Consider the following 16,274-nt stretch of genomic DNA (forward strand, 5'->3'; position numbering starts at 1 on the left):
GCCACTCCATCCATGGCAGCTGGCGCAACTGCCCTCGAACATCGCCTTGCCCCTCGGATCGACGCCGGCGGGGCCCTGCTTCGGTGCCAACGATGCCGTCACCGCCTTGGCGGCCGGCAGGTCGTTCGACTTCTGGGCAGGCACGGTTATCAGATAGACCGCGCCTTAAGCTTCCCGAATGAATTCGGTCCCACAGAATCCAAGCCTAACTACTGCGCACGACTACAGCTCAACCACCTTGCCCGACAACGCACTCAACCGCGCCGCGTCCAGCACCACGGCCGAGGCGACTGCATCCCTCGGTTCGACCGGGTTTTTGCCTTTACCTGCGATGGCGTCCTGCAGTTGGCGGTAGTACTCGTTCCAACAACCGCGCTCGGAGGGAATGCGTTCGCGCTGGTCACCTTGTTCGAACCAGCCCCAGCGCCGGTGTTCTTCGACGCCCCAGCTATCGCCTTCGCTTTTTGGCGACAAGCCGGCCAGTGTTGATGCTTCTTGGCCATCCAGGCCTTCAACGCTGTAGCAGCCGGCTGTGCCGCTGACCCTGAAACGAGGGCCAGGATGGTTCTGCAAACAGCTTCCCCACAGATGCGAAACCACGCCACCGACGTGTGTCAGCGAGACAAAAAAGGCGTGATCGAGCTGTTTGTCCGCAGTGGTGAAATCCAGTTCGCCATACACCCGCGACACAGGGCCGAATAACAACAGGGCCTGATCTACTAAGTGACTGCCTAAATCGCGAAGCATTCCACCGCCGCTGACTTTGCCCACCGATTTAGGTGAAAAACGTTCGACCCGGGATTCAAAGCGGGTGATGTCACCCAGCACGCCGTTGTCGATCAGTTTACGAACGGTCAGGAAATCCGAATCCCAGCGGCGGTTTTGATAGACGCTAAGCAGCACGCCGCGTCGCTCAGCGGCCTCTACCAATTCAAGGGCCTGGGCGGCGTCGTTGGCGAACGGCTTGTCGCTGACCACCGCCACGCCTAACTCAATGGCTTCGAGGATCAGCGCCCTGCGCGAGGCCAACGGTGTTGAGATCACCACGGCATCAACACCGTTGGCAACCAACGCCGCCAGCGAATCGAACGCCAATACTTTGGGATAGTCCTGGGCCAATTCCAGGCGCCGTTCCGGGGAACGCGTCACCACGCCGACAAAGTTGGCACCGGGCAAACTGGCGATCAACGGCGCATGAAAATAGCGCCCGCCTTTGCCATATCCGACCAATCCAATACGCATTTATATCTCCTTCTCATTCGAATTTAGTGCTGCGGCCTTAGCAAGCAAGCTGCTCCAACCTTTTTGTGGATTACCCCAGATCCGGCGTCATACCGAGATTTACTGTGGGACCGAACTTGTTCGGGAAGCAGACAACGCGGTTTATCAGACATACCGCAGCGCGACTTTCGCGAACAAGTTCGCTCCTACAGGGGATCTGTGGATTGCCCTCAAAAACAGAACTCTCCACAGAGTGCGTGTTCATCTGATCAGCTCGCCACGCACCCGTTCCAACATGAAGCGGCTAGATTCATCTGCGCGCTCTTCCCAGGCGAATACCGAGACGGTGGCGATGCCATCGAACTTGATGTCTCTAAGGGTAGAAAAGAATGCCTGCCAGTCCACATCGCCCTGCCCAATGTCCAGATGTTGATGCACCGTGGCCGTAACACCCGGTGGATTAACGATGTAGCGCAGGCCCGATGAGGCTCGGTGGTTATAGGTGTCAGCGATGATCAAGTGGGTGAGCTTATCGCCTGCATAGCGGAGCATCGTGGCGATGTCGCCTTTGCCATCGTCGTAGAAGAAAGTGTGCGGCGCGGCATAAAGATAGTTGATCCAGTCAACATCCAGGCCGCGGATGATGTCCACTGACTCGTTATTGCGTTCGCAGAAGTCATAGGGGTGCGCTTGAATGTCCAGCTTCACCCCTTCGCGCTCGAAGATCGGCATCAGTTCGTCCATGGATTTCATGAACTGGTTTTCACAGACCAAGGCGTTGTCGGCTTGGCCGCTAAATTCGGTGTTGATCAGTGGGCAGTCCATTTCAACAGCGACCTGGATGGCACGCTTCCAGTTGCGTACGGCGGCTTTGCGCAGGTCTTCGTCGGCGCCGGCCCAGTGGTAAAGCGGCAGCAGTGAGGACAGTTGAACGCCGGCGTCGCTGAGGGCCTTGCGAAATTCTTTGATCCGCGCCCGGTCGACGCGTGGGTATTTGTAGAAGGGCAGGAAGTCTTCGCGGGGTGACAACTCAATGTGCTCGTAACCCAGCTCGGCTACTTTATCGACCATTTGCCCTAGGGACAGATGGCGGTACATGTAGGGGTCCAGTGCAATGCGCATAGTTACTCTCCTTCTTTTTATACCTTTGTTTTTTATGACTTCGGTGCTGGGTTTTGATGGTTTTACGCGGCCTTTTTCCGTAATTTGAGATTCAATTCACATCAAATCTCAAAGGCACAACTCGGTCACGGTGAGAGCGAATTCATTCGCGAAGCTTTTTTCAGCCGTAGAACGCAGGCCGCTCCGGCAAGCTTACCGGGACGATTGCCCCACTTTTTTGCGCTTCGATACAGGCATCAGCAGTGACTGCTGCAGCGTAGCCATCCCACGCCGAGGGGCCGCCGATTTGGCCGGTGCGTACGCTGTCGATGAACGCTTGCAGTTCCACGTCGTAGGCGGCAATGAAGCGGTCTTTCCAGTCCATCAGGATTGCATTGGACAGTTTGGCGCCGCTGCGTAGTTGCACCTGTGAAGGCTCAGGCAGACGCGCAATGCCCGTTTCGCCGACGACTTCACACTGGATGTCGTACCCGTACTGGCAATTGACGAACACTTCGACGTCGATGCGCGTGCCTTTGGCGGTTTCCAGCAAAACGATTTGCGGGTCTTTAAGGTGGGCGAAGGCTTTGCCTGATTTGCGCGGGAACACCACCTGCACCGAGACGTAATCGTCGTCGAGCAACCAGCGCAGCACGTCGATCTCGTGGATCAAGGTGTCGGTGATTGCCATGTCAGTTTTGTAATTCTCACCCACGGTCGGGTTGCGGTGCGCGCAGTGGAGCATCAAGGGTTCACCGATTTGCCCGCTGTCGATGACCACTTTAAGCGCGCGATAGCCTTCGTCATACGGGCGCATGAAACCGACTTGAACCAGACGCTTGCCATACGCGATTTCAGCGTCGACGATCCGTCTGCAACCTTCAGCAGTCACCGCCAGCGGCTTCTCGCAGAACACTGGTTTGCCAGCGGCGATCGCTGCCAGCACGAACTCTTCGTGGGTCGGCCCCCAAGACGTTACTAACACGGCTTCCACATTCGGCGCGGCGATCAGTGCGTGGCCGTCGGAGTAGACCTCGGCGGTCAGGCCCAAGTCGCGGGCAACCTTGGCCGCTTGCTCAAGGTTGATGTCGGTCAAGGCCACAACCTCACTGCCCAACAACGTCTTGCTCAACCGCCGAATGTGATCCTGGCCAATTGCGCCGGTGCCTATTACGCCTAATTTCAACGCCATTTCACTGCTCCCATTGTCATTGTTGTGGAGTGAGTCATCAGTATTTGCGGGCTTTCGCCAATTCTTTATTGAGCTTTTCGAACACCTGGGCGGTGGTGCCTTTGGTTGAAACTTCAGCGACACCGACTCGCCACCACGACAGGTATTTGTGAATCATGGTCTTGGGTAAAACCTTGATATCGATCAGGGTCGAAACGGTCTGTTGTTGCGCGTCGATCAACGCCGCTTCCAGCTCCGCAACGGTCTTCACCTTGTAGGTTTTGCAGCCATACGCCGCAGCGCTCATGGCGAAGTCCACGGGAACAAAATCGCCGTCGAGCTTGCCGGTTTCCGGGTTACGGAAGCGGAACTCGGTGCCGAAGCTGTCCATGCCGTGTTCCATTTGCAGGTTGTTGATGCAACCGAAGGTCATGTTGTCGAGCAGCACAACATTGATCTTGCGTCGCTCCTGAATCGACGTCGCCAGCTCCGAATGCAGCATCATGTAAGAGCCGTCGCCGACCAGTGCATAGACTTCACGCTGGGGCTCGGCGAGCTTGACCCCCAACGCAGCATTGACCTCGTAACCCATGCAGGAAAAGCCGTACTCAACGTGGTAGGTGTTGACGCCGGTGCTGCGCCAGGCGCGCTGCAAATCACCCGGTAAACTGCCGGCTGCGGCAACAATCACGGCATCCTTTGGCAGGCTCTGATTGAGCACGCCGAGCACCCGGCTTTGGGTCAGGCATGATCCGGTCATCTCGATGAATTCGCGCAGTACCGCCGGATCGAGGTGGTCGTTGATTTCAGGAACAAAGTCGCTACTTTGGTATTCGACCGCATAGATCCGGTCCACTTCGGCGTCCAGTTGCGCCCGCGCCTGTCGCGGTTGATCGCCCCACGCGGAACGGTAACCGCTGTCTGCTAACGCCTGGGTCAACGCCAACAGTGCGAATTGGGCATCGGCCAGCACTTGCACGCCGTCGAGTTTTTGCGCGTCGAAGGCACTGATGTTGAGGTTGAGGAATTGCACGTCGGGGTTCTGGAACAGCCATTTCGAGGCAGTGGTGAAGTCGCTGTAGCGAGTGCCAACGCCGATGATCAGGTCTGCTTCCTTGGCCAGCAGGTTAGCGGCCAACGAACCGGTTTCACCCAGCCCACCCATGTTCAGCGGGTGGGCTGAAACGATGGCGCTTTTGCCGGCCTGGGTTTCCGCAAACGGAATATCGAAGCGTTCGGCAAACGCTTGTAAAGCCTGTGCCGCGCCGGAGTAACGTACCCCGCCGCCGCACACCAGCAGCGGTTTACGCTTGCCCTTGAGCAACACCAATGCGTCGTTGAGCATGGCTTCGCTGGCGGGACGGCGATCAATGCGGTGCACACGTTTTTGCAGGAAGCTGTCGGGGTAATCGTAGGCTTCAGCTTGTACGTCTTGCGGCAGGGCCAAGGTCACGGCGCCGGTTTCGGCTGGATCGGTGAGCACACGCATGGCATTGATGGCGGCACTCATCAACTGCTCAGGGCGGTTGATGCGGTCCCAGTATTTGCTCACGGCTTTAAATGCATCGTTGGTGCTGATGCTCAAGTCATGAAACTGCTCGATCTGTTGCAGCACCGGGTCGGGTTGGCGGCTGGCATAGACGTCGCCAGGCAGCAGCAACAGCGGAATACGGTTAGCGGTGGCGGTGGCCGCCGCAGTGAGCATGTTCGCGGCGCCCGGCCCGACGGAGGAAGAGCAGGCGTATATTTTGCGCCGCAGGTGTTGTTTGGCAAAACCAATGGCAGCGTGGCACATGCCTTGTTCGTTGCGGCCCTGATGAACGACTAACTGACCGCTGTCTTGCTCCAGGGCCTGGCCGATACCCAGCACGTTGCCGTGACCGAAAATAGTGAAAATCCCGGCAACGAATTTGCTTTCAACCCCATCGACTTCCACGTACTGGTTATCGAGAAATTTCACCAGCGCCTGGGCCATGGTCAATCTTGTTGTTTTCATGTTGGGATCCTTATATCTGGTAGGCCGCCTTCGCAGGCAAGCCTGCTCCCACAGGAGCTGTATACATTTACAAAATGTGTATCCTGCACGGGACTCTGTGGGAGCAGGCTTGCCTGCGAAGAGGCCAGCACATTCAACGCTGCAAATAAGCCATGCTGGCCGAGACCGCCTGCTTGATATCAGCCAGTTCATGCACGCTGTCAGCGAACGGTTCGAAGGACAAATGCCCTTCATAACCATTGCTCAGCAACCGATCGATCTGCGCGGCGTTGCCGAGAATATCGGCCTCCCCCACCAGTACCCGGTGGCCGTCACGAATATTCGCCAGTGGCACGTCGCCATCTTCGACACCCGAGATGTGCACCAACCCTGTGAGGTCAGCGAAGAACTCTTTTTCCTCCGCCAGATGGTGGTGAAAGGTGTCATGCACCACACGAAACACATCCAGGCCGCCGGTGGCCTTGATCGCATCCACCGCCTGACGTTTACGCCGCAAAGAACACTGTTCGAAACCCAGCGGCTCAATGAAGCCGAGAATTCCGTACTCGCGCAAAATCGGCGCCAGTTCAGTCAGCGCGGTACGCAAGCCCGCCGCGCGCTCGCTGGCGTTGCGCGGATCTGTGGGGCCGTTGAACGGGCACATCACCAAAGCCTCGGCGCCGCAGTCGCGGGCATAGGCGGCCATCTTCAACGCCTGAGCACGGCGCTCGTCGTCCCAGACATCGAAGGGGTACAGCGCGTTAATCGACAACACCCGAATACCCTGCGCCGCGCACAGTTCACGGACTGTTTCAGGCGCCGTGCCGTCTTCAATTTCAATGCCCTTGAGGTCGTTACGAATCTCAATGGCATCGGCTTTCAAGGTCACGGCCAGATCGATGAAATCTGGCAATGACAACCGCGGGGCAACCATACGATTCAAGGCGAAACGCAGGGGATGACTCATTATTTTTATTCTCCTGAAGGTCTGCGGACGAAGGTTATTTAGACAAAACGTTATTTAGCAGTGGGCATACCAAATTCCGGACCCTTGACGATGCTGTCGGGCCAGCGCTGCATCACACTTTTGTAGCGGCTGTAAAAACGCATGCCTTCTTCGCCATAGGCGTGGTGATCGCCGAACAACGAGCGCTTCCAGCCGCCGAACGAATGCCAGGCCATAGGCACCGGAATCGGTACGTTGATGCCGACCATGCCGACCTTGATCGTGCGCGCAAACGCCCGGGCAATGCCGCCGTCGCTGGTGAAGCACGACACGCCATTACCGAACTCATGAGCGTTGATCAATGCCACGGCGCTGGCGAAATCCGGCACCCGCACAATGCCTAGCACCGGGCCGAAGATTTCCTGCTTATAGATAGTCATGTCAGGGGTGACGTTATCAAACAGCGTGGCGCCGACGAAGAAGCCCTCCTCAGCACCGGGCACGCTGAAGCCGCGACCGTCGACGATCAACTCAGCGCCCTGCTCCACGCCTTGATCGATGAAGCCCAGGACTTTGGCCTTGTGCTCGCCCGTCACCAGTGGCCCCATGTCGATGTCACCCTGCATGCCATTGCCGACTTTGAGCTGGTCAATACGTGGCAGCAGTTTTTCGATGAGTTTGTCGCCCACATCACCCACCGCAACCGCGATGGAAATCGCCATGCAGCGCTCGCCAGCCGAACCGTAGGCGGCGCCGATCAACGCGTCGGCGGCCTGGTCAAGGTCGGCATCGGGCATGACGATCATGTGGTTCTTCGCGCCACCCAAGGCTTGCACGCGTTTGCCACGTGACGTGCCCTGTTGGTAGATATATTCGGCAATCGGCGTCGAGCCAACGAAGGAAATCGCTTCGATGTCCGGATGCTGCAACAAGGCATCCACGGCCGCTTTGTCGCCTTGGACCACGTTGAACACGCCGTCGGGTAGCCCGGCTTCAGTGAGCAGCCGCGCCATCAACAGGCTGGCCGATGGATCGCGTTCGGAAGGCTTGAGAATGAAGGTATTACCCGTCACCAACGCCATGGGAATCATCCACAGCGGCACCATCACCGGAAAGTTGAACGGTGTGACGCCAGCGCAAACGCCTAGGGGTTGGCGCAGGTTCCAGTTGTCGATGCCGCCGCCGATGTTGTCGCTGTAATCGGTTTTCAGCAGGCTCGGCGCGCCACAGGCAAATTCGACGATTTCAATGCCGCGGGTGACTTCACCCTTGGCGTCGGAGAACACCTTGCCGTGTTCGCGGCTGATTATTTCGGCGAGTTCATCGTGGTGCTGATCCAACAGCTCTTTGAACTTGAACATCACCCGCGCGCGGCGCAAAGAGGATTGATCAGCCCAGGCCGGAAATGCCGTCAGTGCCGAGGCCACGGCCTCGTCTACGGTTTTCACGCTGGCCAGCGCAACCCGCGCCTGGACCCGACCAGTGGCCGGGTTGAATACGTTGCTGTAGCGCTCGCTGGCGTCGCTGTGTGCCGAATCGGCAACCACCCGGCCGTCGATGTAATGACCAATAATCGGAGCGTTGCTCATGCCACTGTTCCTCTTCAAATACGGATTAAAGATCCAACAACCAACTGTGCTGTGGATCGTTATGGAATTGCCAGGCGCGTTTCGGGCCGGCCATCACGTTCAAATAATACGACTCGTAGCCATACGGCACACTCACCGGGTGATAGCCCTTGGGCACGGTCACCAAATCGTTATTTTCCACGGCCATGGCTTGATCAATGCTGCGGTCGTCGGTGTACACCCGCTGAAACACGTAGCCCTGCGGCGGGTTGACCTGATGGTAATAGGTTTCTTCAAGAAAGCTTTCGTGGGGTAAATCGTCTTGATCGTGTTTGTGCGGTGGGTAGCTGGACGAATGCCCGGAGGGCGTGCGCACTTCCACCACCAACAGCGAATGCGCAGGCTCGGTATCTGGCAGGATGTCGCACACATAGCGAGTATTCGCCGCCTTGCCACGGCTGCTGCGCTTCATGCTTTCAGGGCGAATCAACCGTGCTGGCAGTTGCTTGCCCACATCGCCGGGGGCCGCGCATACAGCAATTTGCACTGCGCTTAACGCCGTGACCTGAGCCTGACTGTGGGGCGGCAAGTACACGGCAAACGGTGATTTGTCTTCAAACACCGAGTGCCGATCGCCAATATTCTCCCACTTGAACGCTGCCTGGCCCGGTGCCTCACCGGTGACATCGACCCGGCCGCTGAGCAGCACCAGGCACAGTTCTTTATCGCCGGAACTGACCGGCAAACTTTCACCCACGCTCAAGCGGTAAGCGGCGAAACCAACGTACTCCAACACACCGTCTGCAAGGGCCACGACATTGCGGCCTTCAGCCTTACTTTTAACTAACAGGTTCATGATCAAGCGCTCCTGTGCTGGGCATCGACGAGCAGATTGCGCAGGGTCTCATAGCCTTTTTTGGCGTAGACATAACTGGGCGCAACCGCTGGATCTTGCTCGGCTTCGACCACCAGCCAGCCTTGGTAATGGGCCGCCAGCAGCACGTCGAGCAACGCAGAAAAATCAATATCGCCATCGCCGGGCACCGTGAAGGTGCCGTTGATGATGCAATCAGGGAAACTCCACAGGTTATTGCGCGCCAGTTGCACCACCGGTTTGCGCACGTCTTTGAAATGCACATGACAGATCCGGTCAATGTGCTTCTTCAGCACCTGCAACGGCTCGCCACCGCCCATGTAGCAATGGCCCGAATCGAATAACAGCCCGACTTCACTGCCGGTCAGGGCCATCAACTTATCGATGTCCTGGGGTGATTCAACGTAAGCACCCATATGGTGGTGATAAGCCAGACGTACGCCCTTGGACAAAGTGAAACGCGCCAATTGCGTGAGTTTGTCCGCGTATTCCTGCCAGGCCAGATCGCTGTAAAAGCGCGGCCTTTCGACCAAGGGAATACGCTGCCCCTGAATGGAGTCAGCCACTTCGCCGTAAACCAGTACCGTGGCGCCATTTTCCGCGAGCAACTGCACATGGGCGGCAATCGACTCGATTTCCTCAGCTACCGAGCGCCGGGCCAGACGGCTGGAATACCAACCTGAAACCAGCGCCAGGTCGTAGGGGCGCAAGACGTCACCTACGCCTTTCGCGTCTTTGGGAAACTTGCCGTTGAGTTCGAAGCCTTCGTAACCAATCTCTTTGCCTTCGCTCAAGGCAGTGCTCAAAGGCGTTTCACCGCCAAGGGCCGGCAGATCATCGTTGCTCCAGGAAATCGGATTGATGCCGATCCGGATCGCTGACTGGGTGTTCGAAGTGGGCATGGATGCACCTGTATTGTTTTTTTTCGACTGACAACGTTCACTCACCAGTGATGGCGTCAGGCTCGCGCCTCACGCCAAGACTCAATCAAGAACATGAAGGTTCTTTGCACCTGACTGATCAGCGTCTCATCATCTATTTCACCGGCCATCCAGGCCCTGCTTGGCTCCTGGAATATCGTCCTGCCCACGGCAAACCCTCGGCAACTGCTGCTGCGGCTGGCTTGCTTGAAGCCTTCGGCCAGTGCATCAACGGGTGCGTTCAGGCCCAGCAACACAACGCCTCGGCAATACGGGTCGCGCTCTTTAATCAACTCATCGAGCTGCTGCCAGACCTCGGCGGTCTGTGCTTCGATCTTCCACCAATCGGGGAAAATCCCAAGGTTGTACAGGCGCTTCAAAGCGCGATAGAGCACGTCGGGATAAGTCGATGGATGATCTTTTGGCGGAATCACCTCCAGCAGCAATTCGTGCCCGCTGGTTTGCGCGGCGCGGTACAACCCCAGGAGTTGGGCTTCCTGCTCCAACCGCAGCAGCGGCTCATCATCGGGGTGAAATTGCACCAGGCATTTAATGATCTGTTCCTTGGGCCAGGCCAGCAAGTTGCTGCCGATGGAACGGCCATGTTCAAACGCCAGCGGTCGCGAGCCCTGCACTTCTACCGGGCGGGCAACCCACCAACCACGGCCGGTGGCGCTGTTCAGCGAGTCTTGTCCAAAGCGCTGATCCGCCAGCAGCCCGACATTGGCTTCGATACCGCGCTGCTGCAAATCCACTTCAACCCGCTCTACTGCTTTAATGAACAACTGTTTGAGCTGACTGATGCTGTCCAGATCGCGGCCAGCCTGTTGCGCCAGCTCCACCAACTGCCCACGGTGGTCGAAGGCAAAAATAAACAGCTGCTTCCATTGCTTGCGCGGCACACTGACCTGATGCAGGCGTTGCAGCACGAGGTCTTGATCCGGTCGGGTAATCGGCACTGGGCTGTTGAATAGATAATCGAGCTCTGCCGGAGTCGGCATGGCGGGAGCGCAAGCATGTCGCGACACCACTAAACCGCCGCAAGCGTTAGCCAGCTGACAATTGCGTGCGTCGCCGGCATCGCTTGGGTCGCTGTCGTCGTTGAGCCAGCCACTGAGGAAGCCCGACATGAAGGCGTCGCCAGCGCCCAGCACATTCAATACTTCAACGCGCACACCGGGATGAATTGCGCCATCTTCCAGGTGCTGCGGAATCGCACCGTGAATCACTGTGCAGCCTTGCGGGCCGAGTTTGACCACCAGAGTGGCGGCGCTCAGCTCACGCACTTTGCGCAACGCACTGAGTAAATCGGTGCCACCGCCCGCAATCAGAAACTCTTCTTCGGTGCCCACGATAAGGTCGAAGCGCGGCAGAATGCGCTGTACGTGCTGGCTGACTTTTTCATCGGCGACAAAGCGGGTAGCGCCATCGGCCTTGCTCGCCAAGCCCCACAGTACGGGGCGATAGTCGATATCAAGGATGCGTTTGACGTTGTGTTTTTCGGCGTAGTCCAGCGCTTGGCTGCTGGCCTTGAACACTTGGTCGGTTGAAAAGTGCGTACCAGTGATTAGCAAGGCTTTGCTGGAAGCGATGTAGTCTTCGCTAATATCGTCGGCGCGCAAAGCCATGTCGGCGCAATTCTCGCGGTAGAACACTAATGGGAAGGTTTCACGGTCTTTGAGTCCCAACAGCACCATAGCGGTAAGGCGTTCGGGATCAATTTTTATGCCGCGGGTATCGCAGCCTTCCCGTGCGAGGGACTCAACGAGAAAGCGGCCCATGTGGTCGTCACCCACCCGGCTGAGCATCGCTGATTTGAGCCCCAGGCGTGCGGTACCGAAGGCGATGTTCGCTGACGAGCCGCCGAGGTACTTGGCGAAACTGGTAACGTCTTCAAGGCGGGCACCGACCTGCTGCGCATAAAGATCAACGCCGAGGCGTCCTAGGCAGATCAGATCCAACGGGCGCCCAGAGGCAAAACGTGTCTGAACCATGCTGGCTCCTGTTATTTTTATCAGCCTGCGTTGCGCTCCGAACGTGCGCAATCGCTCTTGGTGAATGAAGATTAGAACGTCTTGTGGCGTCAATCAATAAATATTCTATATATTTTTCAAGTAGAATATTTTTTCCAATCTCCACTAAGGTAGTGGCACATGGTCACAAACAGTCGAGGATATAAATCCCAAGCGCTGTAAACTGGACCGTCTATTGTCAGGGGCACCGGCGCTTCTGCCGTTCGACCGAGCCTTATAAGAACAAGCCAGAAGGATTAGTCGTATGACTACAGACCAGCAGGCGTTGACTGAAAACAACGCCGACACGCCCCCCATGAATGCCGAAAATCTGCTCAAGCTGATTTCGACCGAATACGAGAGCCTGCCACGCCAACTCAAACGTATCGCCACGTACATGAGCCAGCAAAGCGACCGGATCATGGTCGACCGGATCAGCGACATTGCCCGTGAGTGCGAGGTTCATCCATCGGCTATCGTGCGATTCTCACAACGTTTCGGCTTCAGCGGTTTCAGTGAAATGCAGGCGCTGTTTCGCGAGGCCTATACCCACAAAACCACGCCGGCGCAGAATTATCAGCAGCGCATTCGCAACCTGATCGCCAACAAATCACAAAAAGCCAGTGGCGGCGACTTGGCTCGTGAGTGCGTGAATGCAACGCTGTCGGGGCTTGAACGGCTGGGCGCCGAACTCGACGACGTGTCGTTCGACAAGGCCGTAGACCTGGTGATCAATGCCGATAACATCTACGTGGTCGGCGTGCGCCGTTCTTTCGCGGTGGCTGATTACCTGGTGTATAACCTGCAACACACCAATAAGCGCATTCACCTGATCTCCGGCCTGGGTGGCAGCTACCGCGAGCAAATGCGCAGCGTGCGGGCCAACGATCTGGTGATCGCCATCAGCTTCACCCCGTACGGCAAAGAGACTCAACACTGCCTGCGGATCGCCCAGCACAATCAAGCCAAGACCCTGATCATCACTGACAGCAACCTCTCACCACTGGCAAAGCGCGCCAATGCGGTGTTGTTGGTCAACGAAGGCAGCTCGTTCGCCTTCCGCTCGCTCAGCGCGACGCTGTGTTTGTGCCAGGCGTTGTTCATCGCTGTAGCGTATCGATTGGAGCTGAAGGTTGATCAAATTCACGAGCAGGTCGGATTTGATGATTGAGCGCGCCTAGAGATTCTGGCGTTTTGCCTGCCTACACCGCGAGACTTGCGTTTGGGGGCGGGCTTTTGCGAAAGCAGATGCGCGTCTTTCGGTTGTGAACCGCTGCTCCAACTGCGGCATCAAGGATGGCTGGCCCCGTAACGTCGAAAACGGCACAGGGTTGTCACGCCACTAATAGCGGCCTCCTAACCGCACTGAAAGGCTCGCTTTTTTCGATATCACCGGGAAAGTACCAAACCCTTGAGCATCGACCCGTCGTTCGCCTGATTCTCCATCAAATTTGCCGAAATATTTTCGGCTAAAAATAAATTCTGCTGTTTCACTATCAAACAGACGAAATATCAATTTAGCGGGGGTTATTTGAGGCGGTGGATTCTCCATTGCCGCCAGCATTCTTCGGTGGCGAGCTTCCGGCTCAAAATCCTTCCAGTCAAAAGAGCGAGCCTCAGGTTTGATCAGCAACCACTCGCCGCGCTCGATCTGTTGCCAGACCATATGATCGAGATTGATCATCAACCCGCGCCGCAACTCGGCCAGGCCTTCAATTTTCTGGTACCTGGCTACAGCACTTTTGATCAGCGCTATTGCTTCAGCGGGAGGGTAAACATATTTTTCATCTCCCATTTTGAGTTTGCGACAGTGCACCAGCCTCATGCCAACGACCCGTCGTTCCAGTTGTCGGAGCCCATCGTTCCGCAGTTTTCATGAGTCAAGGCGATGGTGCGATAGGCAAAAGTAACCGCTTCCAATTGGGTGACATGAGCAAATGCAGGGTCCCGCCAATTTGGCATTGATATATGAATGTCGGTAATGACGGCGTCTTTAAATACCATGGTGTAAAAGTGCTCTTGAAAGCCACGGGGTGAAATTCGATACCAATCCAACTTACACAGGCTAAGTGTTTCGCCCGTGCGCCACGCTTCAAATATTAAGGGTGTAGCCTTATCGAACGCCTTGGTGATGGTGACGGGTCCATGAACGCGACCACCGGCTTGCGCACCCTTGGGTCGATAACAATGCTGGTGAAACGACTCCACTAGAATTTGATCTTCTCGACCGAGTTGGTAGTTGTTACCTATTGACTCTAACGTTGAGCAGCCTTGGGTAATCAATTTTTGTTTTTCGCCGATGAGGGTCAAGTAGGACGGTATTGGCATGGGGGTATTCCTTGGTTTGGTGTGGGTGTTTTAAATAGAGTTAGTTTAGGTGTAATCAGGTTGGCCCAATGGCGACTATTCATCGACAGGTGTCCAAGGCGTGGCAACTTCGATGCTGATCTTATAGCGCTCATCTTCGGGACGCTTACTGTCCTCAGTGCGATTCATTGTTAACATGGCCTGATACTTGTCACCAGCATACCAATAAGTTTTGCTACCCTTGTTCTCATCCCGCAACTGAGCACGCCATTGGGGTGTATCGGCAAAGGGTGGAAAATTTTTCTGTTTTTTATCGATCCAACCGCCCCGACGCCATTGGTCCTGAAGATCCAAGACAACCTTCAACGCATCATCAAGCAACAAAGGCTCGATCTGCGGAGACATCTGCAGGCCCCGAATAATGTTGCCCTTGAATCCAACAAAAACGTCAGCGCTCTTTGGCGTGATAAATCCATATTGCGGGTCGGTGAATCGTAATTGTACGTCGGACTCTGGCCCGCCCCACCATATTCCCCCATCGAGATAAGGTGAACTAAAGCGGGCTGACGAAGCCTTGAGCATCTCCTCGTAGGTTCCACCTATCACCAAAGCGATATCCCGCTCGTACCACGACCGCGCGACGAATGCTGCCCATACCGTCAGAAGTGCGAGACAGAACCAGTATCGCCGCTTCATCGGACACCCGCCCATTCGGCGATATCCTTGATCGACTGTTCCAGCAGAGGACTATTCATCGACAGGTGTCCAAGGCGTGGAAAGACTCAGGATGATTTTGTAGCGTTCTTCTTCGGGGCGTTTGCGGTCCTTAAAGCGATTCATTGTTAACGTGGCCTGATACTTATCGCCGGCATACCAATAAGTTGTGCCACCCTTGTTGACATCCCGCAACTGAGCACGCCATTGGGGCGTATCGGCAAAGGGTGGAAAATTTTTCTGTTTTTTATCCATCCAACCGCCCCGACGCCATTGATCCTGAAGATCCAAGACAACCTTCAATGCATCATCGAGCAGCAAGGGTTCGAGTTGCGGAGATATAGTCAGACCGTCAATAATATTGCCCTTGAATCCAACTAAAAGGTTAGTGCTCTTTGTCTTTGGCGTGATAAATCCATATTGCAGGTCGGTGAATCGTAATTGCACGTCGGACTCTGGCACGGCCGGCCATGCTCCCCCACCGGGATAAGGTGAAGTAAGGCGGGCCGACGAAAGCTTTCGCATGTCCTCGTAGGTTCCACCTATCGTCAGGGCGATCTCCCGCTCGTACCACGACCGCGCGACGAATGCCGCCCATACCGTCAGAAGTACGAGACAGAACCAGTATCGCCGCTTCATCGGACACCCGCCCCTTCGGCGATATCCTTGATCGACTGTTCCAATAGAGGACGATTCCCGTCGCCCAGCATCTCGTCGAAACGTTCTGCAGCGCGCAGCACGAACGCGATGCGCTGCTTGTAATCTGACAAGTCTGCAAACGGGTTGCTGCTGAATTCGAGGGTGCGTCCATCCTCGACTGGCTGGCATTGGCTCGCCAGGGTCAGTTCAATGGATTGGGCCACACCCGAAGGAAAACCGGTCACAAAGGACGCATGATTACCGCGCAGTAGCAGTTTAAGCTGTTGGTCTTTGTAGATAGTCGGTTGCAGGATATTGCCCTGTTCATGCTCCGCCAATTGCCTCACGCTCTCGGCAATATCCCCTTTATCTATCGCCTTGAAGGCCTCCAGAATTTGGTGATACTCGCCACCGAACTCGAGCCTTTTCTGCTCCACCAGCCACAACACCGGAAACTTCGGATGACCGTAAATACCCGCACGCTCTTTAAGACAGGTCCTTAGTTCATTGAGCCCGCGTTTTTTGTAAAACGCATGCAGCGGGAAGATGTCCAGAAACAAGGTGGTGTTACCCAGCGCCATCATTTCGTAGACGTGTTGGAACTGTTGCTGCATCAAGCCGCCCAAACCAACGCCGCTTAAAGGAACAGGATTATTGTCACGGGCGCTTTGGTAATCCTGATGGGCCCGCAGATCCATATACTTGGGGGCATAGGCTCCCGTGGAACCGGGATTCGACCTCGAATAGGAGTCGGTCATACGCCGCCCGGCGTCTAGCTCAGCCTGAATAACCTCATTCGTATTGGCCGCATGCAACAACCCGCACC

15 protein-coding genes are annotated in these 16,274 nt (G+C 56.2%); 1 reads left to right on the forward strand and 14 read right to left on the reverse strand.

Annotation, left to right across the window (positions count from 1 at the left end):
* Positions 1–222 precede the first annotated feature (222 nt).
* The 9 genes from M0974_RS29120 to iolC form a co-directional block, all read right to left on the reverse strand.
* The gene (locus M0974_RS29120; protein ID WP_297845202.1) at positions 223–1,242 is read right to left on the reverse strand and encodes a Gfo/Idh/MocA family oxidoreductase; all 1,020 of its coding nucleotides are present in this window, start codon (positions 1,240–1,242) and stop codon (positions 223–225) included.
* Positions 1,243–1,482: 240 nt separating this feature from the next.
* Positions 1,483–2,343: a sugar phosphate isomerase/epimerase family protein gene (locus tag M0974_RS29125; protein ID WP_297845205.1), complete on the reverse strand. Its 861-nt coding sequence runs from the start codon at positions 2,341–2,343 to the stop codon at positions 1,483–1,485.
* Between the two features lie 160 nt (positions 2,344–2,503).
* Positions 2,504–3,514 (reverse strand): Gfo/Idh/MocA family oxidoreductase, encoded by a 1,011-nt coding sequence (locus M0974_RS29130; protein ID WP_297845208.1) that lies wholly within the window; start codon positions 3,512–3,514, stop codon positions 2,504–2,506.
* 37 nt (positions 3,515–3,551) lie between these two features.
* Positions 3,552–5,489 (reverse strand): 3D-(3,5/4)-trihydroxycyclohexane-1,2-dione acylhydrolase (decyclizing), encoded by a 1,938-nt coding sequence (gene iolD / locus M0974_RS29135; RefSeq protein WP_297845211.1) that lies wholly within the window; start codon positions 5,487–5,489, stop codon positions 3,552–3,554.
* A gap of 133 nt (positions 5,490–5,622) precedes the next feature.
* Entirely contained in the window at positions 5,623–6,435 is an 813-nt protein-coding gene (locus M0974_RS29140) for a TIM barrel protein (RefSeq protein WP_297845212.1), read from the reverse strand.
* 50 nt (positions 6,436–6,485) lie between these two features.
* Entirely contained in the window at positions 6,486–8,003 is a 1,518-nt protein-coding gene (locus M0974_RS29145; protein ID WP_297845216.1) for a CoA-acylating methylmalonate-semialdehyde dehydrogenase, read from the reverse strand.
* Positions 8,004–8,028: 25 nt separating this feature from the next.
* On the reverse strand, positions 8,029–8,838 hold the full coding sequence (gene iolB, locus M0974_RS29150) for a 5-deoxy-glucuronate isomerase (protein WP_297845220.1): 810 nt from the start codon (positions 8,836–8,838) through the stop codon (positions 8,029–8,031).
* A 2-nt stretch (positions 8,839–8,840) separates the two neighbouring features.
* Positions 8,841–9,758, reverse strand: coding sequence for a myo-inosose-2 dehydratase (iolE, locus tag M0974_RS29155; RefSeq protein WP_297845223.1), 918 nt, complete (start codon positions 9,756–9,758; stop codon positions 8,841–8,843).
* 56 nt (positions 9,759–9,814) lie between these two features.
* Complete coding sequence (gene iolC, locus M0974_RS29160; protein WP_297845225.1) at positions 9,815–11,770, reverse strand: 5-dehydro-2-deoxygluconokinase; 1,956 nt, start codon at positions 11,768–11,770, stop codon at positions 9,815–9,817.
* Positions 11,771–12,053: 283 nt separating this feature from the next.
* On the opposite strand from iolC, the gene M0974_RS29165 reads away from it, so the two are divergent.
* Positions 12,054–12,959: a MurR/RpiR family transcriptional regulator gene (locus M0974_RS29165; RefSeq protein ID WP_297845227.1), complete on the forward strand. Its 906-nt coding sequence runs from the start codon at positions 12,054–12,056 to the stop codon at positions 12,957–12,959.
* Between the two features lie 171 nt (positions 12,960–13,130).
* Here M0974_RS29165 and M0974_RS29170 read toward each other — a convergent pair whose 3' ends face one another.
* From M0974_RS29170 to M0974_RS29190, 5 genes are all read right to left on the reverse strand, one after another.
* Positions 13,131–13,613 (reverse strand): hypothetical protein, encoded by a 483-nt coding sequence (locus tag M0974_RS29170; RefSeq protein WP_297845229.1) that lies wholly within the window; start codon positions 13,611–13,613, stop codon positions 13,131–13,133.
* Complete coding sequence (locus M0974_RS29175) at positions 13,610–14,116, reverse strand: Hcp family type VI secretion system effector (RefSeq protein ID WP_297845230.1); 507 nt, start codon at positions 14,114–14,116, stop codon at positions 13,610–13,612. Before M0974_RS29175 ends, M0974_RS29170 begins: the two co-directional genes overlap by 4 nt.
* Positions 14,117–14,191: 75 nt before the next feature.
* Positions 14,192–14,677, reverse strand: coding sequence for a hypothetical protein (locus M0974_RS29180; protein ID WP_297845232.1), 486 nt, complete (start codon positions 14,675–14,677; stop codon positions 14,192–14,194).
* A 165-nt stretch (positions 14,678–14,842) separates the two neighbouring features.
* On the reverse strand, positions 14,843–15,334 hold the full coding sequence (locus M0974_RS29185) for a hypothetical protein (RefSeq protein ID WP_297845234.1): 492 nt from the start codon (positions 15,332–15,334) through the stop codon (positions 14,843–14,845).
* 110 nt (positions 15,335–15,444) lie between these two features.
* The coding region (locus M0974_RS29190) for a hypothetical protein (protein WP_297845237.1) at positions 15,445–16,274 on the reverse strand (830 nt) is incomplete at its 5' end.

The sequence above is a fragment of the Pseudomonas sp. genome (genome assembly GCF_026224925.1).
In the GTDB taxonomy this organism is placed as follows: domain Bacteria; phylum Pseudomonadota; class Gammaproteobacteria; order Pseudomonadales; family Pseudomonadaceae; genus Aquipseudomonas.